Below are 20,681 nucleotides of genomic sequence, written 5' to 3' on the forward strand. Positions count from 1 at the left end.
CACTTATTTATAAGGAATTTTTGATGTGAAGAAAATCATGCTAACTACAGTGCTATCGGTAGTCTTTCTATCTATTGGTTTTATAGGTGGTTGGTGGGCAAATTCGCCAAGCTTTGATTTATTATGCTCAAAGCCATACGTGCATACTCTGGGTAAAGCTATTGAGGCTCAAGGTATGAGTATAGAGGCAGGCACAGAAATTGATTTAAGGTCTTGTGAATATGCTAATCGTTTTACTGTTAGTTTAACGTACGATAAAGGTGCCCATAGAGAGCTATTTATTCCTAAAAATAGTGCGCCAAATATTGGCAATCATGGCGCAAAACAATATAGCATTTCAGATATTAAATAATTCAGAGGGCGGTAGCCTGTATCTCTATTTATCCAGTAATGCTATGAAAAAACTAATTTTTGGCATATCTATTCTGTTCTTTATCGCTGCGCAGTCATACTTTATCTATGGCTTGCTGCAACCGGAAACTGCTGAATCTTTTCGACAGCTTTGGGCTAGCTTCGGTATAAAGCAAACGGCGTATTCGACGTTTGTTTTCCGTACGATTCAATGGTGGGTCGCTTTACCTATTTTATGTTTAGGCTTGGCGGTTTTTGCGTTGCTTCGCTCATCTAAGTTGTTTTTATTTATAACAATTTTGATAGGCTTTGTCGGGACCGTGGCGCTTTATTGGTCAGTCTATGCACCTGCGCTACTTGTGCAGCCTTGAGAGCTAAGTGTTTTTTGTCGTCTGTTTCGAGTTTTTAATGTAACTGAATACAGGGGTTAGGTGCGGTTAAATAAAAGCGCTTTAACATTTAAAAGGAATATTAGATGAAATCATTAATTTTTATATTGGTTGGTTTATACCTTTCGTGGCACTACACGGATCTAGCGTCTGATAGCAGTATTCAAAACGCATTAGCCCCCTTGGGTGTATTCATCTTTCTGATTTTATTGGCTATGTGGTTTGTTTCAAAAGGGGATCGTCGAGGAGGAACGGGTACGAGTGGCGGTTCTGGCGATTACAGTGGGGATAGTTGCTCTGGAGGAGATGGTGGTTGCGATTAGGGCTGCGACCGATAACACCTTTTTCATTAATATCCCTTTTATATCGATAAATAACGTATAGAGCCAGTAGTGACTTAAAAACCGGCAGCTTGGTTGAGCAGGTCTAAATATTTTTTAAAGGCCCCAATCTTTTGAGTGCATGCAGGTTTAGAGTTTTCCTCGCTTTCTTTTGATCGATAAGCGCCGAGCAAGCCTAGGTCGCTTGGCAATAAGTTGTTGCTGACGTGTTTTTGCATTGTTGCTGGCGGTGTTGTAAATGTTCATTAACTCTTCTGCGCTCACATCGATAAACATATCTTCTTTTTCTAGCGCACCGTAAAGATCTTCGATCTCAAATATATGTGTTTCATCGATTTTATTCGCTATTGCCGTGTTTAAAAATGATGGGTAGCGCCGCCAATAGAAGGCGTTATTGATGACAAAAGCCAGTATGAGTAGGGCGAGCAGATTGATGGCTAATGGATAGAGTAAAAACTCATATCCCATGGCGTGTATGCTGTTTCCGCCAACCACACAAGAGAGTGCGGTGGATCCCCCCGGTGGGTGCAGGCAGCGTAGGTAGTGCATAGTGATAATAGATACGCCAACGGCCACTGCTCCTGTAATAAACGATGAGCCAAACGCCTGAAAAAAACTGATACCAATAAATGCGGAGATAAGGTGGCCCATCAGAAAGGGCCAAGGTTGTGATAATGCACCATGGGGGACGGCGAACAATAGAACTGCGCTGGCGCCAATGGAGGAGAGCACCAATAAGGAATCCGGTATAGATAAAAAGGTACGCGAGAAATAAAAGACACTCAGCAGGGCCACAAAAGCCGTTACGCCTGAAATAAGGCGCTCAAAGTGGGAGGTTTTATTTGTTTCTATACCAATGAATTGAGCCGTATTACGATATAAAGAAGTGAGCATTTGGACAGTAGAGCCTTACAAAAATAATAGCTGTTTTAGAGAATAAAAGTAAAAGTACAACCTTGCCCTAAGAACAGTTCACTCTACATTTACCTAGTAACGGCGCCATTTTAATGATTAAAATAGCTTCATGTATAACGAATTTAAATGAGGTTTAAGTGCAATAATATTGCATTTAAAATCAGTAGAAATGGAAATTGATCAAGCTAGAACTTTTTTAGAGATTATTCACGCAGGGACATTTGCGCGTGCGGCAGAGCGATTACATGTTACCCAAACAACTGTGACTGCACGTGTACAAGCATTAGAAGCTGCGCTGAATTATAAGCTGTTTATTCGGAACCGAGCCGGTGCAAAGCTCACCCCACATGGTGAAGCTTTTGTTAAGCAGGCGAAAAATATGATTGAGGCTTGGGAGCAAGCTAAGCAGATCTGTGGACATGGGGAGTATCAAACCCAGCAAAGGTTAAATGTGGGAGGGGAGATAAGCCTATGGAATCCAATCTTAAGTGATTGGATTATCGCCTTGAATGAGGACTTGCCTAATTTAGTTATCAACAGCCGAGTGACAACAACTGATATGCTGTATCAAGCTCTGCAAAAGCAAGAGGTTGAGGCGATTATTGTCCATAGTCCTCGCTACTTGCCGGGGTTGGTTATCGAACAGGTGGCTGAAGAAAAGTTGATACATGTTGCGTCGACGACATGTTCAACACCTGATCTTTTTATTGATTGGGGTGAGGAGTTTTCCCTGCAATTTGATCGTTGTGTGCCTTTTAATCGCCGCTCAGCTATGCAGTTTTCCCTTGGCCCTATGGCACTAAAATACCTATTAGCTAAAGGCGGGAATGGATATTTTAGGACGCGGGTGGTTGATCGATATTTACAAAGCCAGCAATTAACTAAGGTCCGCGGTGCTACGGAATTCACATATCCCATTTATCTTGTTTATCACAAGAATATCGCTTTGCCAGAGGTTTTTGATCAGGCTAAAAAGCTCCTTTTAGAGAACGCGAAAACTTTCTCAAGTTGGTCTATTTAAGGGGCTATCGTATTTTGCTTATAAATTTAATGCTGCCTTTCTAAGGGCGGTTTATATACTATCTTTTGATGACTCTTGGAGATTAGGAACCCGCATGTTTTTTGGCAAAAAAGAGAAAAAACTCTTTACGTTAACAAGGACCGACCCCGAGCATCCGTTGGCCTCATACGCTAAGTATAGCTTTGAGCTGGATGGTCATGAGTGGCCGTCGGTAGAGCATTATTATCAAGCGATGAAGTTTGCTGATATGGATTATGTTGAGCAGATTCGTCTGGCGCCTACCCCAAAAGATGCGGCTGCATTGGGTAAAAGTAAAAAACATCAAAAGCGTAAGGATTGGGATAAAGTTAAATTGATCTTTATGACCCGTGGCACTTACATAAAATGCCGTACTTATCCTGAGGTGGCTCAAATTTTATTGAATACAGGTGAGATTGATATTGCCGATGTGAGTCAGTATGACTATTTCTGGGGTAGTGGGCGTGATATGCGTGCAAATAATGCTTTTGGCAAAATGCTGATGGATATTAGGGATAAGCTTCGAGAAGAGCTTAAGTAATCTTGCATAGTTTTATTGAGTATTATCCTAAATGAATCAACAGCCTTATTATATTGGTGCTCATGTGAGCGCCTCGGGTGGTGTGCAAAATGCACCGCTTAATGCGAAAAAGATTGCTGCTAATGCGTTTGCGTTCTTTACCAAAAATCAGCGGCGGTGGGTTTCTAAACCACTAGAAGAGAAAGCTATTAAGGCTTTTAAGGAGAACTGCGCAGCACTCAATATTTTTCCTGAGCAGATCCTTCCCCATGATTCCTATTTAATTAATTTAGGTCATCCAGAGGCGGAAGCTTTACAAAAATCCCGTGAGGCGTTTTTGGATGAGATTCACCGTTGTGAACAGTTGGGGCTGATTTATCTTAACTTTCACCCAGGTAGTCATCTTCGTACACTTTCAGAGTCCGAGTGCATTAGTAGAATTGCCGATTCTATTAATTGGGCGCTAGCACAAACTCAAGGGGTCACTGCGGTTATAGAAAACACGGCAGGTCAGGGCAGTAATTTAGGTTATAGCTTTGAACAGCTAGCTGAAATCATCGCTCAGGTTGAGGATAAATCACGTATAGGTGTCTGTATCGATACTTGCCACATGTTCGCCGCAGGTTACGATATTCTCACCTTAGAAAGTTGTGCTGAGGTATTTGATCAGTTCGCAAAAGTTGTGGGCTTTGAATACCTTAAAGGGATGCACCTGAATGATTCTAAAGGTGGATTAAACTCCCATCTTGATCGCCATCACAGTCTTGGCCAAGGTGAAATCGGTTTAGAGGTGTTTAAATTTATCATGTCTGATGACCGGTTTAGAGGGATTCCGCTAGTTCTTGAAACCATTGATGAAACAATCTGGGAAGCTGAGATTCAGATGCTAAGGCAGTTTGCCGCTGGGGTTTCGGTGTAAAGGGAATTAAACATTTTCACTCAAATGTAATATAGGGACGTTAGCCTACGCACTACCTTAAATAGTGTGATTGATTAACCTATGTTACGTGCAACTGATGAAGTAGGCGCAGAGATGCGTCGTAAGCTGTTGTTAGAGATTTTAGAGACAGAGTCTCTATATCCACACTTTCAGCCGATTGTTGATTTGAAAAAAAGCGAAGTTATTGGGCATGAGGCTTTAATACGAGGCCCTTCCGGCAGCGCAATGGCCTCCCCCGGCGCTCTTTTTCAAACAGCAATTGAAAATAACCTCTTACATACCTTAGAGCTGCTGTCTCGGCGTTGCTCCTTAGAGCATTTTGCTAAGTTAAAGCCGGGTGGCAAGCTGTTTCTGAATATTAGTGCCTCCTTATTGGGAACGCCTGAGCACACAGAAGGATTTACCTCTGAGTTGTTACAGGAGCTCGGTATATCTATTGCAGATATTGTTATTGAGCTGTCAGAACAACATCCGTTTGATAAGCAAGGGCTGACACATAATGCGGTTGAGTACTACCGCAATATGGGGTTTCAGGTTGCTGTAGATGATTTAGGCACCGGTTACTCTGGGTTAAAGCTTTGGTCTGAGCTCAATCCTGAATATGTAAAAATCGATCGTCACTTTGTCTCTCATATTGATACTGATCCGGTTAAACGTGAGTTTGTGCGGGCTATTTATAATATAAGCACCGCAACGGGCTGTAAGGTTATTGCCGAAGGGATAGAACGCAAGGAAGAGGTCGCAACCCTAATGGAGTTAGGTATTAATATAGGCCAAGGTTTTTATCTAGGTTACCCCAGTCCAGAGCCTCAACCTACATGGAGTGCTGAGGGTATTAGCGATCCGATTTGTAGTGAAGTCATGGTTAATATGGCTCAAGACGAAACAGCGATCTCTCTTTTACGTCAAACTCCAGCAGTTGCGCCAGAAGATACAGTGCTCTTTGTTAGTGAGCAATTTAGATTACACCCAGAAGTCGGTGCGCTGCCTGTTATAAGGGATGGTATCCCTTTAGGTGTAGTGAAAAAATCTGATCTATTGGAGCTGTTTTCTACCCAGTATGGCCGTGCGTTATATGAGAAAAAGCCGGCCTCACGTATTTTGAGTGAAGATGTTCTGCTTGTTGATAGCCAATTAAGTTTAGTGGAAGTCTCGCGCTTAGTGACAGATCAGGAAAGTAGTGCCTTGCAGCAAGATATTATTATTACTGAAAGTGATTGTTACTTAGGTATGGGGAATCTTCGTGATCTATTGAAGCGTTTAACCGCTTTGAAGATCCAAAATGCTCAGTATGCGAATCCTTTAACGTTATTACCTGGGAATGTGCCGATTAATAATGAGGTGGATTCTCTGCTAAAAAGCACCGCAGATTTCCATGTTGCTTATTTTGATCTCAATAACTTTAAACCCTTTAATGATTGCTATGGTTATTCGAAAGGTGACCAAGTGATCCGCTTATTGGGCGACCTGCTCACCCGTTTTATTAATAGCGATAAGAACTTTATTGGACATGTAGGTGGCGATGATTTTGTTGTGATTTTCCGCGCACCGGATTGGCAATTAAGCTGTGAACGTATTATTAGGGAGTTTGATCAAGAGGTAAGAGGGCTTTATCTACCTAAAGATCTTCAGACTGAAGGGATCTGGTCCACTGATCGAAAAGGTGTGCGCTCTTTCTTTCCATTGTTGGGTTTAGCTATCGGAGTTGTGCATCCAGACCCTTATAAATGCGACAGCTATCATGAGGTTGCTGAATTGGCGGCTATGGCTAAAAAAGAGGCAAAACGGGGGGTGGATAGTACTTTATTTGTTTCCCAACGCCGCTCTACCGGCGGCGATCTTAAAAAGTTACCGGTTGCATCATGTGGTATCTAAATGCCTGCAATCTCGCGCATCGCTTGGTCGGTTGTAAAATAGATGTTTCCAGGCGATAACCGTTTAATAAAATGGGTACTGTTTAGCTGATCCATAACAGGCCCTTTTACCTCAGCCACGTGTAATCTGACCCCTTCATCGCGAAGGTTAATAATTAAGTTCTCTAAGGTTTCTAGTGCGCTGGCATCAATAAAATTCACCGCAGTGCAGATGATAATGACATGTTTGATGCTTTTGTTGTCTGCGCATTGTTGCAAAATAAACTCTTCAACAAAGCGTGTATTAGCGAAGTAGAGGCTTTCATCTACACGTAGCGCTAGTGTGCTGCTGTCTGTAGTGACATCGTGTCGGTTAATATTTCTAAAATGTTCGCTGTTACCTACACGGCCTACAATGGCAATATGGGGCTGGCTCGATCGGTAAATAAGCAGGGCGATGGAGATCGCAATGCCCGATAAAATGCCAACTTCAACTCCAGTAAACAGAACTAAGAAGAAGGTGGCAGCTAAGGTTAAGGCGTCCGCTTTATTAAACTGCCAGCACTCTTTAAATGCGGCAATATTAATAAGTGGAATCACAGCCATTACGATTATAGCTCCGAGTACAGCTTTAGGTAGGTAGTAAAATAGTGGGGTAAAAAACGCCACAGTTATTGCTACTAATATAGCGCTAATTGCTGAAGCGATAGTCGTTTGGGCTCCTGCGCTATAGTTGACCATAGAGCGTCCAAATCCACCTGCCACAGGGTAGGTGCCGCTGAATGCAGAACCAATATTCGCCATACCAATCGCCACTAACTCTTTATTGGGGTTGATCCGTTCCTGTTTTTTACTGGCAAGAGCGGTGCCGACAGATACGCTTTCTAAGAATCCAATTAAGGCAATCAGCAGGGCGGGTGTAATCAACTGTTTCCATAGCTCTATATCAATATGAATGGCTTGGAAGTGGGGTAGTCCCTGTGGAATCATACCTACGGTTTTCACCGCTGATGCTTGATCAAGGTGAAAATACCAAACGACGATTGAACCCATGAGTAGCGCAAACATAGGGCCCGCTTTGCTAATCGGCTCGGCCAGCGCTTGTGGGCATTTAAGTTTAATCAGCTGCTTGCAGAGTGTATTTTTGCAGTACCACAAAATAATAAAAGCAACTAAGGAGAGTAAGGCTGTTGCTACATTGGTGTCAGTTAAGTGAGTGCTAATATCGACAAGGCTTTGGTCTATACGTTCGGCGCGGGCTAAGTCTAGCCCTAAAATATGCTTAACTTGGCTTAATGCGATAATAATAGCGGCTGCACTAGTGAAGCCTGTCAGCACTGAATGACTGATGAAATTTACAATACCGCCCAGCCTTATGCAGCGTAGAAATAGAAGGATCAATCCCACTAATAGGGATAAGTTTATAGCGGCATTTAGATACTCCGCACCACCTTGTGGGGCTATTTGGCTAACTGAGGTGTTTACCATAAGTGAGGCGATAGCGACCGGTCCTACAGCAAGGGAGCGGCTACTGCCCAATAGGGAATAGATAAACAAAGGTAAAATGCTAGCATAAAGACCGTATTCTGGTGGAAGCCCGGCAAGGATGGCGTAGGCCATAGACTGGGGAATTAATAATATAGCTACAATCACGCCAGCCATTAAGTCGCTGATAAAAGTTTGGCGTTGATAATTTTTTAACCAGCCTAGAATTGGAAAAACTTCGACCCAAAGTCGCATCTTATAATCTCAGTGACAGCGGTTAGAATTGGTATGCCAATAAAGAATAAGCATATATCAAGTAATTATATAGCTTGATCTAGCCATAAGGCTAGTGATTGCTATAGTGAATTTTTCTGTGGGTCGTAACGGGGATCAATATATGTCTGAAGATTTTACTTCGCAGGGTTGGGAGCCAACCTATCAGCAAAAAGATTTCAGCATTGATAAGCAAGAATCACTTTACGATGGTTTTTTTAAAATGCTGAAGCTTCATCTGACCCATAAAACATTTGCTGGTGATTCGATTAGTATCCAGCGGGAGTTGTTTTATCGTGACGATGCTGTTTGTGTTTTACTTTATGATGCGAACCAACAGGTGGTCGTGTTAGTCGAGCAGTTTCGTGTAGGGGTTTTTGATAATCCAGAGGGGCCTTGGTTGTTAGAGCTGGTGGCTGGGATTGTTGAACAGGGTGAAAGCGCAGAAGATGTGGCGCGGCGCGAGTCTGAGGAGGAGGCTGGAGCTCAGCTGGGAGAGGTGGTGAGTATTAGCCGTTTTGTCCCAAGCTCTGGGGGTACGCGTGAGTATATTGATCTGCTTTGTGCTAGTGTGGATTCGAGGGATGTAGAAGGAATTCATGGTCTTCCCCATGAAGGTGAAGATATAAAGGTACATAAGATCCCGGTTGATAAAGCGTTTGAATTAGTGAAGAGTGGTAAGATTAATAACGCACCGGCAATGATCGCATTACAGTGGTTGCAGCTAAATAAAGCAGAATTAGATCAACGTTGGTCTAATTAAGTTACAACCGTGTTCTAGTCCAATGAGGCTTGTGTCAATTTAAATACGATAGTTGAGATGTATGAAGCGTAAATATATTCCAGATCTAACAAGGCAGATGTCGCAATGTGAAGCTAACTATGTGCGCCTCATGAAGCTTCTGCCTGATCTGGATAGTTGTGATGAGAGAGAGTTCCAAGTTAGTTGGCCCGAGCATTCGGCCTATCTACGTCTTCGGGTTGATGAACGTTTTAAATACACATCTACAGTTTTGGTGAGTCACCGTTATGAAAAGTGTTCGCCTTGGTTGGAATCTCCGGGGTTGGTTGTCCGTCTCTACCATGATGCCTCTATGGCGGAAGTGATCTGTATGCAACGCCGAAAACAGTTAGAGGGTGTCTATCCCTACCCTAATCGTAATATGCACCTGCCTGATGAAAAGCTTCAGCTCAATGAATATTTAGGTGAGTGGTTAAATGAGTGCCTAAGCCATGGTCACTCTATGGAGACAGTATACAGTGGCTAGTGATCGTCCAATTAGGTTGCTGCAAGTGACCGATATGCATCTACAACAGGAGCCTTCTTGTTTGATGCGGGGAGCTAATGTAGAAGCTCGGTTTCAGCAAGTTATTCATCAAATAGAGCAAGAAAATGCAGATTTCCTCCTATTAACAGGGGATCTAACCCATCATGCTCCACCCGCTTATGATCGTTTATCGTCATGTTTACAAGGTTTGCCGTTCCCAGCCCATTGGATTCCGGGGAATCACGATTTAGTGGATGAAATGGCCCGTTTTTCTGATCTTGGTTATAACCAGAAAGTGATTGTAGGTGGTGATTGGCGCATTATCTTGTTGGATAGTACGTCCAATCCTGATGGTAAAGGAGGAGGGGCGTTGTCCGCAGAGGAGCTGGATTTTTTAAATACCCAGCTGGCGATACTGACTTCAGAACAACATGTTTTAGTGGTATTGCACCATCACCCTGTGTCGGTAGAAAGTGAATGGATGGATCAAATTGGTTTAGCAAACAAAGATCGACTGTGGGAATTATTAGCGCACTATTCTCAAGTTAAAGGGGTTGTTTTTGGTCATGTTCATCAAGAATTTCAGCAGCAGCGGGGCAATGTGAAGTTGTTGGCCTGTCCTGCCACGGCGCCACAATTTAAACCATTCTCTGTCTCTGCGGTTACAGAAGACGATCCCCGTTTTATGGGGCCTGCTTACCGTCGTATCCAGCTTTATGATGATGGCGAGATTCAATCAGAAGTGGTTCGGTTAAGATCCTAATTTAGATGGGTATTGCACCAATCTTTCCCCTCCGGTAAGTTCTTGTTCAGAGGACGAAAATGAATAAACCAATCTTTATTTACGTACATGGTTTTAATAGCTCGCCAAAGTCGATGAAAGCTCAGTTATTTTTGCAGTATATGCAAAATAAGGGCTGTGCCGATCAAGTGCTCGTGCCAACCTTATCGCATTGGCCTGCTGAGGCTATGGCGACATTAAAATCCTTAGTAGAGCAGCATCAGCAGCGGCCGGTGATATTATTGGGCAGTTCATTGGGTGGATACTACAGCATATGGTTAACTGAGCATTATGCTCATGTTCGTACTGTCTTAATTAATCCTTCCATTAGACCGTTTGAGCTACTACCCCAGTATTTAGGGGCGAATGAAAACCTTTATAGTGGCGAAAAATATGAGCTGACAGAGCAGCATTTAGCGCAATTGTTAGCGTTTAACTGTGAACAGATTAAGAAACCTGATTCATATCTATTGCTTGTTCAGACTGGGGATGAAACATTAGATTATCGTGAGGCTGTGGATAAGTTCTCTGAAACGCCGCAGTTTGTACAAGCGGGTGGTTGCCACGGTTTTGAACAGTTTGAAAACATGATCCCTAGTATTTTAGCTTTTGCTAAAGGGAGGATTGAGTTGCCAGACGTTAAGTTAGTATGAATTTAATCATCGTGAGTAAAGCTTAGTTTTGGTTATATGAGCTTTAGAGTGATACATAGCAAGCATAGCAACAGGAAATACGATTGATGTCCAAGCAATATGATGCTGGTTCCATTGAGGTCTTAAGTGGGTTAGATCCGGTAAGACGCCGCCCAGGGATGTATACCGAGACGGATCGCCCTAATCATCTAGCGCAAGAAGTTATCGATAACTCGGTGGATGAAGCTTTAGCTGGTCACGCCAAGCAGATCGATGTCGTTTTAAATAAGGACAACTCATTAAGCGTAACTGATGATGGTCGAGGTATGCCTGTCGATATTCACCCGGAAGAGGGGGTGAGTGGTGTGGAGCTGATTCTTTGTAAACTCCATGCGGGGGGTAAATTCAACAACGATAACTACAACTATTCCGGTGGTCTTCACGGGGTAGGTGTTTCAGTTGTTAATGCCCTGTCAAAACTGTTGGAAGTACAAGTGCGCCGCGATGGGCAAGTTTATCGAATTGGTTTTGCCGATGGTGAAAAAGTATCTGAGTTAGAAGTAATTGATACCTGTGGCAAACGTAATACAGGTTCGACCGTTCGCTTCCTTGCGGACCCTAAATATTTTGATTCACCTAAATATAGTGTCTCTCGTTTAAAGCATAATCTCCGAGCTAAAGCGGTACTGTGCCCAGGGTTAAAAGTAACTTTTACCGATCTTACTGGCGCTAAACGCGAGAAAGAGGAGTGGTACTACGAAGATGGTTTGATCGATTACCTAAAAGGTACGACTCAAGTTTTTGAATCTTTGCCTTTGGAGCCGTTTTCCGGATCCTTACAAGGTGAGGAGGACGCTGTGGAATGGGCGGTGCAGTGGCTACCTGAAGGTGGCGAAATGACCTGCGAAAGCTATGTGAACCTCATTCCTACGGCTCAAGGTGGTACTCATGTTAATGGGTTGCGTACAGGGCTTTTGGAGGCGATGCGTGAGTTCTGTGAGTTCCGTAGCTTACTGCCGCGGGGGGTTAAACTTACCGCTGATGATGTGTGGGATAAGTGCTGTTATGTGCTATCTGCGAAAATGCAGGATCCTCAGTTTGCGGGGCAGACAAAAGAGCGTCTATCTACCCGTCAAATTGCTGCCTTTATCTCAGGTACGATTAAAGACGCATTCTCTTTATGGCTTAACCGCCATGTAGAAGAGGGTGAGCAGTTAGCTGAAGTGATCATCGCTAATGCTCAAAAACGTATGCGCTCCAACAAAAAGGTGATCCGTAAAAAGGTTACCCAAGGCCCTGCTCTACCGGGTAAATTAGCCGATTGTTCGGGTGCAGATACTATGCAGTCAGAGCTGTTTCTGGTGGAGGGTGACTCTGCGGGTGGATCTGCAAAGCAAGCCCGTGAACGTGAGTTTCAGGCCATTATGCCCCTGCGCGGTAAGATTCTTAACTCGTGGGAGGTTGATCCTAGCGAGGTTCTTGGCTCCCAAGAAATTCACGATATATCGGTTGCTATAGGCGTGGAACCGGGCTCGGATGATTTAGAAGGGCTGCGCTACGGTAAGGTCTGTATTTTAGCGGATGCGGACTCGGATGGTTTGCACATCGCGACACTTCTATGTGCGCTTTTTGTTAGGCATTTTAAACACCTTGTTAGTGAAGGGCATGTTTTTGTGGCTATGCCGCCACTCTATCGTATTGATGTGGCGAAAGAGGTCTATTACGCGCTAGATGATGCGGAACGTGATGGCATTATGGAGCGTATTCGTGCGGAGCGTAAGAACGCTAAGATCGGCGTACAGCGCTTTAAAGGCTTGGGTGAGATGAACCCTTTGCAGCTACGAGAAACAACGATGTCACCGGATACTCGCCGTTTAGTTCAATTGACGGTGGCTCCAGGTGATGGCACGAACGAGATGATGGATATGCTGCTGGCTAAGAAGCGTTCTGGTGATCGTAAAGAGTGGCTGCAGAGTAAAGGTAACTTGGCGGATATTTAAACCTGCACATTTAGGTTTAATAGTGACTGTCAGAGGAGTGATTTAAAACAGTGGTTGTTTCAGTTTTAAGCCTTCACTCATTAATGAAACAGATATTGATAAGCGGTAACAGGTAGATATGACGGTACAAACAACGTTCGAAGATGGCCATGAGCGCATAGCACTTAAAGACTTTACAGAAAAAGCGTATCTGGATTACTCCATGTACGTCATTCTGGATCGTGCGCTACCTCATATTGGCGACGGCATGAAACCTGTACAACGCCGAATAGTTTATGCAATGTCGGAGCTGGGTTTAAAAGCGACGGCGAAGTATAAAAAATCAGCCCGTACAGTGGGTGACGTACTAGGTAAATTCCATCCCCATGGCGACTCTGCGTGTTATGAAGCGATGGTTTTGATGGCACAGCCGTTTAGTTATCGCTATCCCTTAGTTGATGGTCAGGGTAACTGGGGTTCACAGGATGATCCTAAGTCATTCGCGGCCATGCGTTATACCGAATCACGTTTGTCTCCTTACGCAGAAGTCCTTCTGGCTGAAGTGGCGCAAGGAACAGTGGAGTGGGCGCCTAACTTCGATGGCACAATGCAGGAGCCGATGATTCTACCGGCCCGCCTACCTAATGTACTGCTCAATGGTACAACAGGTATTGCTGTTGGTATGGCGACTGACATTCTTCCCCATAACTTGAATGAAGTGACCCGAGCCTGTATTCACCTGTTAGATAACCCTCGTGCAGACCTTGATGAGCTTTGTGAGTTTGTTCCAGGCCCTGATATGCCAACGGATGCTGAGATTATCACCTCGCGTCGTGATCTTCGACAGATCTATGAGACAGGCCGTGGCTCTGTACGCATGCGTGCAGTTTATGACAAAGAGCAGGGTGAAATAGTTGTCACTGCACTACCCCATCAGGTATCTGGGGCTAAAATTCTGGAGCAGATTGCGGCGCAGATGCAGCAGAAAAAACTGCCGATGGTCAGCGACCTGCGTGATGAATCAGATCATGAGAATCCAACCCGTCTTGTGATTATTCCTCGCTCTAATCGTGTGGATGTTGAACAGTTGATGGCGCACCTGTTTGCCTCAACTGATTTAGAGCGTACTTATCGTGTCAATATGAACATGATCGGTGTTGATGGTAAACCGCAAGTTAAAAACCTACGCCAGATTTTGGTTGAGTGGTTGGGCTGGCGAACCGATATAGTTCGCAAACGTCTACAACACCGATTAGAGAAAGTATTGGATCGGTTGCATATCCTTGAAGGTTTAATGGTGGCCTACCTCAATATTGATGAGGTTATCGCCATTATCCGTCACGAAGATCATCCCAAAGCTGAGTTGGTTAAGCGTTTTGGGCTGACGGAAGTTCAAGCGGATGCGATTCTGGATTTGAAATTGCGTCATTTGGCTAAGCTGGAAGAGTTTAAAATTCAGTCTGAGCAAAATGAACTGGATGAAGAGCGTCAAAAGCTGGAAGCCATTCTTGGTTCTGACAGCAAGATGCGTAAGCTGATTAAGCAAGAGCTAAAAGAAGCAGCAGAGATCTATGGCGATGATCGCCGCTCACCGATTGTTGCCCGCGAAGAAGCGCAAGCGTTCAGTGAGAAAGACCTACTAACCTCAGATCCTGTGACAGTCGTTATCTCGAAACAGGGGTGGGTCCGTGCGGCAAAAGGCCATGATATTGATGGTGCGGGTTTAAATTATAAATCCGGTGATGCCTTTAAGCTTGAGTGTAAAGGCCGAACGAATCTGCCGACGATTCTGTTTGATACGACCGGACGAAGTTTTACGGTTGATACGCATAATCTACCGTCTGCCCGAGGGCAGGGCGAGCCGATTACTGGCCGTATTACCTTGCCAAAAGGCTCTACCATTGATGCAGCAATCGCGGGTAAAGACAGCGATAAGGTCTTAATGGCATCGGATGCGGGTTATGGTTTTATCACTAAGATTAGTGACCTCACCAGTAAAACTAAAAATGGTAAAGCGGCACTCACGCTGCCTAAAAATGCTCAGATCTTAGCGCCCACACTTGTGAGTGATACCTCAAACCTATTGGCAGCAGTGACCAATGAGGGGCGTCTCTTGGTCTTCCCTGTGGCGGAGTTACCGGAGCTAGTGAAAGGTAAAGGGAATAAAATTATTAATATTCCTTCTGCACGAGCAGCAAGCAGAGAGGAGCTGGTGGTTGCCATTGCTATTTTATCGGCGGATGACACCTTACTCGTGCATGCGGGTCGACAACATCTGAAACTGAAACCTTCAGATATTGAGCATTATCGTGGTGAACGTGGCCGACGGGGCAATAAGCTTCCACGGGGTTACCAACGGGTGGATAGTTTAGATGTTGAGCGCGCAGAAGTTGAACCAGTAGAAACGGTGGAATAAGTGCGATTGTGTAAAATTTTTCTAGGTTGTTGGTTTGCCCTGTTTGCTAGTAGCGCTTTGGCTGTGGACTTTTATGTGGTTACGGTGGATGCGCTAAATGTTAGGCAGGGGCCCGATTATACTTGGAATGTAATTGCCAAAGCGCCGCAAAATCAGTTAGTGCTGGAAACCCGCCGAGAGGGTGCTTGGTCAGAAGTTTTTTATCAAAATGCCAACAAAGCTAATGTTAAAGGCTGGGTGTATAGCAAATATATTCAGCCTCAAACATTAACACCAGAGACAGGAAAATCGGCTAAGTTTGCTATAAAAGTTACGGCAGAACAGCCTGTATGTGAGGGTCGTTCGATGATTACTGGAGGCTCTCTATGCTATTTGGATGTTAGTTTTAATGTCCAAAGTAAAACCGTTTCTCAAGAGCGCATAACCGTTAGCTGTTGGGCTGATTTTGTTGTGCCAGGTCGAGAGAGTGTAACGCCTGTACAGGCGACGGTGACGAAAAACTACCTGTTAGACCGTGGTGGCGTTGGGGATACCGTACGTTTAAAGGCAGGGCTTAAACAGCAGTTAGATTTAACAAACTTGAATGTTGCTTACTATAATTGCAGCGTTAACTGACATGGATTGTAATTAAGCCGCTTTGATTGCATTGCCTGTTCAGATGATTAAGAGCTAACCTCGATTAGGTTAGCTCTTGCTACGCTGATTTAGAAATATGCATCAGCGAGGTTTATCTCTTAGTTAGTCAGGTACATTGCTGACAGCGGGAACAACTGCGGATGGCAGATCTGACAGTGCTGCCAGTGCAGCTTCTTGGATTTGAGCCGCTGGAACATCTTTTCCTGTTACTTTTGAAGGTAGGGCTCTTGTCGCTGTTGCTGATGCGACGACTGTCGGGTTGTAACCTAATGTAAACGCTGCACGAGCGGTTGAATTCACGCACATGTGAGACATAAATCCGACCAATATCAGATTCTTAACCCCAGTTTTTTCAAGTAATTCATTGAGCTCTGTTTGTGCAAATGAATTAGGATAGTTTTTAGTGATTACTGCTTCACCCTCTATAGGTGCTACTACCTCAGCAATTTGACCAATATGTTCATTTACATCGTAAGGTGTGCCTGGGCCTGCATCGTGTCTGATGTGGTAGATAGGTCTGCCTGCTTTACGGAAACGCTCTAAAAGCTTTCTACATTCAACTAAGGCTTCTTCTACACCCTCCAGTTTCATTATCCCTTCGCAATAGGTGTTTTGCGCATCAATAATAATCAGAGCGGATTCTTGTACTGAGCTTGCTTCATGTCCTAGACCAGCAAGATCGCGAATAGTGCTTAAGCTTGTCATATAAAATACCCTATCAATTGTTATGGCTGATTTAGTTTTATGTATGGAATAATCATTGGCTTATCGCTGTCTATTATTCGATGATTTTAAATCATATACTGGGGGCATAATTGGCATAAAAGAGGTTGTATATGACAATAAAGCGGATTGAAATAGGTATAGTGCATTATCCTGGTGCTTTATTGTCGGCAGTTCAGGGTATCGCTGAGCAGTTCTATCTGGCGAATCAGATCTGTCAGCAGCATGAGTTGGGTGAAGTGTTTAGTACTTCAATTTGCGTGAGTCAGCAGCTTGATGATGTTGATCATCATGGGGCATTTAAACCGCTTAATATTATTGTTTTACCACCCTGTTTAGATGACAGTTATTATCTTAAGCCGCAGCCCTCTTTATTAGCTTGGTTAAAGCAGCAGCATAAAAATGGGGCCATAATTTGTTCTGTGTGTGCGGGGGCTTTTGTCTTGGCTGAAACGGGTCTATTGGATGGCCGTAAAGTGACGACTCATTGGGCGTTAGCGGATGATTTTGCTAAGCGCTTTCCTAATGTCATGCTTGAGACAAACAAGTTACTAATAAACGATACCGATATTATTACAGCGGGTGGTTTGATGAGCTGGATCGATTTGGGACTGGAGTTGGTTGCGCAATTCACAAACTCAAAAGTGATGCGGCAGCTAGGGAAGTTTCTGATCGTTGATACGGGGCCGCGAGAGCAAAGTTATTATCAGAGCTTTTCGCCAAAATTAGACCATGGTGATGAGGCTATCATTAAAGCTCAGCACCAGTTGCAGCGTAATTTTAAGAATACGATTGTTATTCAACAGCTTGCTGAACATTCCCATTTAACTGGGCGGACATTTTTACGGCGTTTTGTGAAAGCCACGGGGCTGAAGCCTACTCAATATTTGCAGCGTCTTCGTATTCAAAAAGCGTGTGAAATTATTGAGACAAGCACGACCTCTTTTGAGAACGTTGCAGCAGAAGTCGGTTATGAAGATTTAAGTGCTTTTAGGAAAACCTTTACTAAAATTACCGGCCAGACACCTAAAGAGTTTAAGAAACGCTTTGTAAAATAACGCGTTTTACAGTAGCTATCAGGACTTTTTGAAGATTTTTGTCAGAAGATGGTTTGCTTGTTTTTGTAAGAGTGCTTGATGCTTTGGTGTGACTTTAAGCAGCAATACTTTATCTTCATCTTCTCGGCGAATATCCGCTTGTTCCAGCAAGGCGCGTTTTAGTAAAGGCGCTTCGGTCAGGGCTGTATGGCTAATTAGTTCGTTGCTGTTTGTGGTGCGGGTGAGGAAATGAGCTTCCTCTTTGACTAAAGGATATTTGTCATAATGCCCACGTGATAGGGACATTTGTAGGCTAAGAACAGGCTGAAAACCTTTAATTCTTGCTTGGTTGAATCCTTTATATAAGAGACTAAAAAGTATGGCTGCGCATAGTGCGTTTATGCCATGACTATCGTTGCTGTCTCGTAATTCAAAACGTAGCAGTATGTCGTTATTTTCTAGCTGTTCAGACTCGCCATTATAAATTCGCGCGACCTGTTTAGCTAAATGTAAGTAGACATTGAGCAGGGTCGCTTTTTCATCAGGGGGCATATTATCTGAGCTGGCTGTATTGCTATCTATGTAGAACAGGTAAATGGCATCTTGAGGTGCTAGAAATAACTCCAACTCATCTTCAAATGAATAGAGCCCAAGCTGGATCTCTTTTCGCTCGCGCGTTTCATCCGACATTGATTCTTTGAATAGCGGATTTTTGGTTTTTGTTGGGCTTTCGTCGGCATTGCCCTGTTTTTTATCAATAAGCTCCTCTTCAACGGAGAACTCATCTGGGCTTGCAGTATCTTCAGCGGGCTCTAAATCTTGTGGGTGATGCTCGAATTTTGGCATCTGCGGAGCATTACTATGTTCCGGTTTGAGTAGATCAACAAGAGATTCGGTGTGCAGTTGGTCGTCTTGTGCGGCGTCGTTGTAAGAGTCCGCTTCCTCTTCCGGTTGCGTTACCGTTTCTCGCCGGGGGTGGACATTAGCAGTGGTTTCAGGAGTTGTATCTACTTCCTTCAATGCTGATTCTGTGCCGCTTTCTGTCGATATAGGTGTGTCTTTGCTTGAGAGGGGGCTTTCTTCTGTCGCATTAATGTCGCTAAAGCGCCCTTCATTTTGTATAGCTAAAGATTCAGAGAATGTTAGACCGGATAAACGATCAGATGCGGGGTCGTCCGGTGTTTGCTCCTCCTGTTCATCGGCTGCTGGATAGTGCCCAAAGTACCAAATAGCGAGTAATGACAAGAGAGCTATTACACAAGCTAGAAAGAGTAGAGGCCAGAACTGACTGCGTAGAGCTTTTTTGAGTGGGTCAGGGGTTAGCCATAAAGTGACTGTAGCAATGGTTTTCTCTTGCTGTATAAGTCGCTGTTGTAATTTTATGTCGTTTGCTTCGCCGGATCTGGCGATAATTACCCCGGATTGATCGGCTACTTGTAAACCTTTGATATAGGGAATCTGTTGCAGTTCATTTAAAAGGTAATTAAGGCTGACGCGATCATTTGAGAGGAGTAGCGGGCGAATTAAAATATCGCTTTGCTGGGCAAGTGCCTGACCTAAATGTTGGGTTTCACTTTCAGCTTGCCTCGCAGTAGAGAACTGCATGAAAAGGATGCCAAGGCTTAACCCTGAAAATAGAATTAAGCCGACAATAACCAGAAGGTTTTGTCTTGAACGGTTGTTTTTGAATCGGCTTAATGTCACAGGGCAAAATTAGCTCAAAATAGATCGAAAGTCAGATAATAACAGTTCATAACGGCGAGTGTGAATATCAATTGCATTCTGACCATGACCCCGCGTTGTCAGGCAGGTATAATACTGGGCTTAATGATAGGAAGGACGGCGATGAACGTACAAGAATATATGATCGAATTAGGCGAGAACGCACGTGATGCGGCTCGTTTAGTAGCAAAAGCAGATACTAACCTGAAAAATCAGGCTCTGTTGGCCATGGCTGATGCAATCGATAGTAGCCGACCGGAACTACATGCAGCGAATGCTATAGACCTAGAAGGTGGTCGTAATAACGGTTTAGATTCAGCGATGTTAGACCGTTTGGAGCTAACTGATGCTCGAATCGATACAATGATCGAAGGTCTTCGTCAGGTGGCGACACTGCCTGATCCTGTTGGCGCGATTAATGATCTTAAATACCTGCCAAGTGGTATTCAGGTGGGTAAAATGCGTGTGCCTCTCGGTGTCATTGGTATTATTTATGAGTCTCGTCCTAATGTAACGGTTGAGGCGGCAAGTTTGTGTCTTAAATCGGGGAACGCAACGATTTTGCGTGGTGGTTCCGAAGCGATTAATTCCAACCGAGCTGTCGCTAACTGTATCAAAAAAGGTTTAAAGCTAGCAGGTTTGCCTGAAAATGCGGTGCAAGTCGTTGAAACGACTGATCGTGAGGCGGTAGGGCAGATGATTACTATGCCTGAATATATAGATGTTATTGTGCCGCGTGGTGGTAAAGGGCTGATTGAGCGCGTTAGTCGCGATGCGAAAGTTGCTGTTATCAAACACCTTGATGGTATCTGCCATGTTTATATTGATGATCAGGCTGATGCGGGTAAAGCGGTTAATATTGCGTTAAATGCTAAAACTCACCGCTATGGCACCTGTAATACGATGGAAACGCTGTTGGTGAATAGCTCGATTGCTGAGGAAATTCTATCTGAGCTGTCTGAACGTTATCAGGCCGCGGGTGTCGAATTGAGAGGCTGTGAGCGTACCCGTAAGCTGCTTCCGCATATTAAATTAGCGACAGAAGAGGATTGGAGTACTGAGTACCTTGCTCCTGTTTTGTCGATTAAATTGGTTGATAGCATGGATGAAGCTATTCTCCATATTAATCGTTATGGGTCGCACCATACGGATTCAATCGTGACTGAAAACTACACTAAATCACGGGCATTCCTACGTGAAGTGGATTCCAGTTCGGTGATGGTGAATGCATCAACGCGTTTTGCGGATGGTTTTGAATATGGTTTAGGGGCTGAGATCGGTATCTCTACTGATAAGATCCATGCCCGTGGCCCAGTGGGTCTTGATGGATTGACCTCAGAAAAATATGTTGTTCTAGGTGATGGTCATATCAGGCAGTAAT

20 protein-coding genes are annotated in these 20,681 nt (G+C 44.1%); 16 read left to right on the forward strand and 4 right to left on the reverse strand.

Features of this window, described 5'->3' with window-relative positions:
- Nucleotides 1-25 precede the first annotated feature (25 nt).
- The 3 genes from Q4492_RS05560 to Q4492_RS05570 all read left to right on the forward strand — a co-directional run bounded on the left by Q4492_RS05560 (nucleotide 26) and on the right by Q4492_RS05570 (nucleotide 1,063).
- Complete coding sequence (locus Q4492_RS05560) at nucleotides 26-352, forward strand: hypothetical protein (RefSeq protein WP_303416269.1); 327 nt, start codon at nucleotides 26-28, stop codon at nucleotides 350-352.
- Nucleotides 353-395: 43 nt separating this feature from the next.
- Nucleotides 396-722 (forward strand): hypothetical protein, encoded by a 327-nt coding sequence (locus tag Q4492_RS05565; protein WP_303416270.1) that lies wholly within the window; start codon nucleotides 396-398, stop codon nucleotides 720-722.
- Between the two features lie 104 nt (nucleotides 723-826).
- A complete protein-coding gene (locus tag Q4492_RS05570) occupies nucleotides 827-1,063 on the forward strand; it encodes a hypothetical protein (protein ID WP_303416271.1) in 237 nt (78 codons plus the stop codon).
- Nucleotides 1,064-1,210: 147 nt separating this feature from the next.
- Here Q4492_RS05570 and Q4492_RS05575 read toward each other — a convergent pair whose 3' ends face one another.
- Nucleotides 1,211-1,975, reverse strand: a complete 765-nt coding sequence (locus Q4492_RS05575) for an HPP family protein (RefSeq protein WP_303416272.1) — start codon at nucleotides 1,973-1,975, stop codon at nucleotides 1,211-1,213.
- A gap of 190 nt (nucleotides 1,976-2,165) precedes the next feature.
- On the opposite strand from Q4492_RS05575, the gene Q4492_RS05580 reads away from it, so the two are divergent.
- From Q4492_RS05580 to Q4492_RS05595, 4 genes are all read left to right on the forward strand, one after another.
- Nucleotides 2,166-3,017, forward strand: coding sequence for a LysR family transcriptional regulator (locus Q4492_RS05580; protein WP_303416273.1), 852 nt, complete (start codon nucleotides 2,166-2,168; stop codon nucleotides 3,015-3,017).
- 94 nt (nucleotides 3,018-3,111) lie between these two features.
- The gene (locus Q4492_RS05585) at nucleotides 3,112-3,576 is read left to right on the forward strand and encodes an NADAR family protein (RefSeq protein WP_303416274.1); all 465 of its coding nucleotides are present in this window, start codon (nucleotides 3,112-3,114) and stop codon (nucleotides 3,574-3,576) included.
- 31 nt (nucleotides 3,577-3,607) lie between these two features.
- Nucleotides 3,608-4,474 (forward strand): deoxyribonuclease IV, encoded by an 867-nt coding sequence (gene nfo / locus Q4492_RS05590; protein WP_303416275.1) that lies wholly within the window; start codon nucleotides 3,608-3,610, stop codon nucleotides 4,472-4,474.
- Between the two features lie 81 nt (nucleotides 4,475-4,555).
- The gene (locus tag Q4492_RS05595; RefSeq protein WP_303416276.1) at nucleotides 4,556-6,370 is read left to right on the forward strand and encodes a bifunctional diguanylate cyclase/phosphodiesterase; all 1,815 of its coding nucleotides are present in this window, start codon (nucleotides 4,556-4,558) and stop codon (nucleotides 6,368-6,370) included.
- On the opposite strand, the gene Q4492_RS05600 is transcribed toward Q4492_RS05595, so the two are convergent.
- Nucleotides 6,367-8,088: a SulP family inorganic anion transporter gene (locus tag Q4492_RS05600; protein ID WP_303416277.1), complete on the reverse strand. Its 1,722-nt coding sequence runs from the start codon at nucleotides 8,086-8,088 to the stop codon at nucleotides 6,367-6,369. The genes Q4492_RS05595 and Q4492_RS05600 overlap by 4 nt on opposite strands.
- Nucleotides 8,089-8,230: 142 nt before the next feature.
- On the opposite strand from Q4492_RS05600, the gene Q4492_RS05605 reads away from it, so the two are divergent.
- From Q4492_RS05605 to Q4492_RS05635, 7 genes are all read left to right on the forward strand, one after another.
- Nucleotides 8,231-8,869, forward strand: coding sequence for an NUDIX domain-containing protein (locus Q4492_RS05605; RefSeq protein ID WP_303416278.1), 639 nt, complete (start codon nucleotides 8,231-8,233; stop codon nucleotides 8,867-8,869).
- Nucleotides 8,870-8,930: 61 nt separating this feature from the next.
- Nucleotides 8,931-9,374 (forward strand): DUF1249 domain-containing protein, encoded by a 444-nt coding sequence (locus tag Q4492_RS05610; protein WP_303416279.1) that lies wholly within the window; start codon nucleotides 8,931-8,933, stop codon nucleotides 9,372-9,374.
- The gene (locus Q4492_RS05615; protein ID WP_303416280.1) at nucleotides 9,367-10,137 is read left to right on the forward strand and encodes a phosphodiesterase; all 771 of its coding nucleotides are present in this window, start codon (nucleotides 9,367-9,369) and stop codon (nucleotides 10,135-10,137) included. Before Q4492_RS05610 ends, Q4492_RS05615 begins: the two co-directional genes overlap by 8 nt.
- Nucleotides 10,138-10,196: 59 nt before the next feature.
- Nucleotides 10,197-10,808 carry a YqiA/YcfP family alpha/beta fold hydrolase gene (locus Q4492_RS05620; RefSeq protein ID WP_303416281.1) on the forward strand — a complete coding sequence of 204 codons (612 nt, stop codon included), beginning with the start codon at nucleotides 10,197-10,199 and terminating at the stop codon, nucleotides 10,806-10,808.
- An 86-nt stretch (nucleotides 10,809-10,894) separates the two neighbouring features.
- Nucleotides 10,895-12,787: a DNA topoisomerase IV subunit B gene (gene parE / locus Q4492_RS05625; protein WP_303416282.1), complete on the forward strand. Its 1,893-nt coding sequence runs from the start codon at nucleotides 10,895-10,897 to the stop codon at nucleotides 12,785-12,787.
- 118 nt (nucleotides 12,788-12,905) lie between these two features.
- Nucleotides 12,906-15,182, forward strand: coding sequence for a DNA topoisomerase IV subunit A (gene parC, locus Q4492_RS05630; RefSeq protein ID WP_303416283.1), 2,277 nt, complete (start codon nucleotides 12,906-12,908; stop codon nucleotides 15,180-15,182).
- A complete protein-coding gene (locus Q4492_RS05635; RefSeq protein WP_303416284.1) occupies nucleotides 15,183-15,797 on the forward strand; it encodes an SH3 domain-containing protein in 615 nt (204 codons plus the stop codon). It abuts the gene before it with no gap.
- A gap of 123 nt (nucleotides 15,798-15,920) precedes the next feature.
- Here Q4492_RS05635 and Q4492_RS05640 read toward each other — a convergent pair whose 3' ends face one another.
- The gene (locus Q4492_RS05640) at nucleotides 15,921-16,523 is read right to left on the reverse strand and encodes a cysteine hydrolase family protein (RefSeq protein ID WP_303416285.1); all 603 of its coding nucleotides are present in this window, start codon (nucleotides 16,521-16,523) and stop codon (nucleotides 15,921-15,923) included.
- A 131-nt stretch (nucleotides 16,524-16,654) separates the two neighbouring features.
- On the opposite strand from Q4492_RS05640, the gene Q4492_RS05645 reads away from it, so the two are divergent.
- A complete protein-coding gene (locus tag Q4492_RS05645; RefSeq protein ID WP_303416286.1) occupies nucleotides 16,655-17,599 on the forward strand; it encodes a GlxA family transcriptional regulator in 945 nt (314 codons plus the stop codon).
- Between the two features lie 18 nt (nucleotides 17,600-17,617).
- Here the strand turns inward: Q4492_RS05645 and Q4492_RS05650 are convergent, their stop codons facing one another.
- Entirely contained in the window at nucleotides 17,618-19,183 is a 1,566-nt protein-coding gene (locus tag Q4492_RS05650) for a hypothetical protein (protein WP_303416287.1), read from the reverse strand.
- Nucleotides 19,184-19,423: 240 nt separating this feature from the next.
- Between Q4492_RS05650 and Q4492_RS05655 the strand changes: the two genes are divergently transcribed.
- A complete protein-coding gene (locus Q4492_RS05655) occupies nucleotides 19,424-20,680 on the forward strand; it encodes a glutamate-5-semialdehyde dehydrogenase (protein WP_303416288.1) in 1,257 nt (418 codons plus the stop codon).
- Nucleotide 20,681: the final 1 nt, after the last annotated feature.

Origin of the sequence: Neptuniibacter sp. 1_MG-2023 (genome assembly GCF_030547185.1) — a bacterium.
GTDB lineage: Bacteria > Pseudomonadota > Gammaproteobacteria > Pseudomonadales > Balneatricaceae > Neptuniibacter.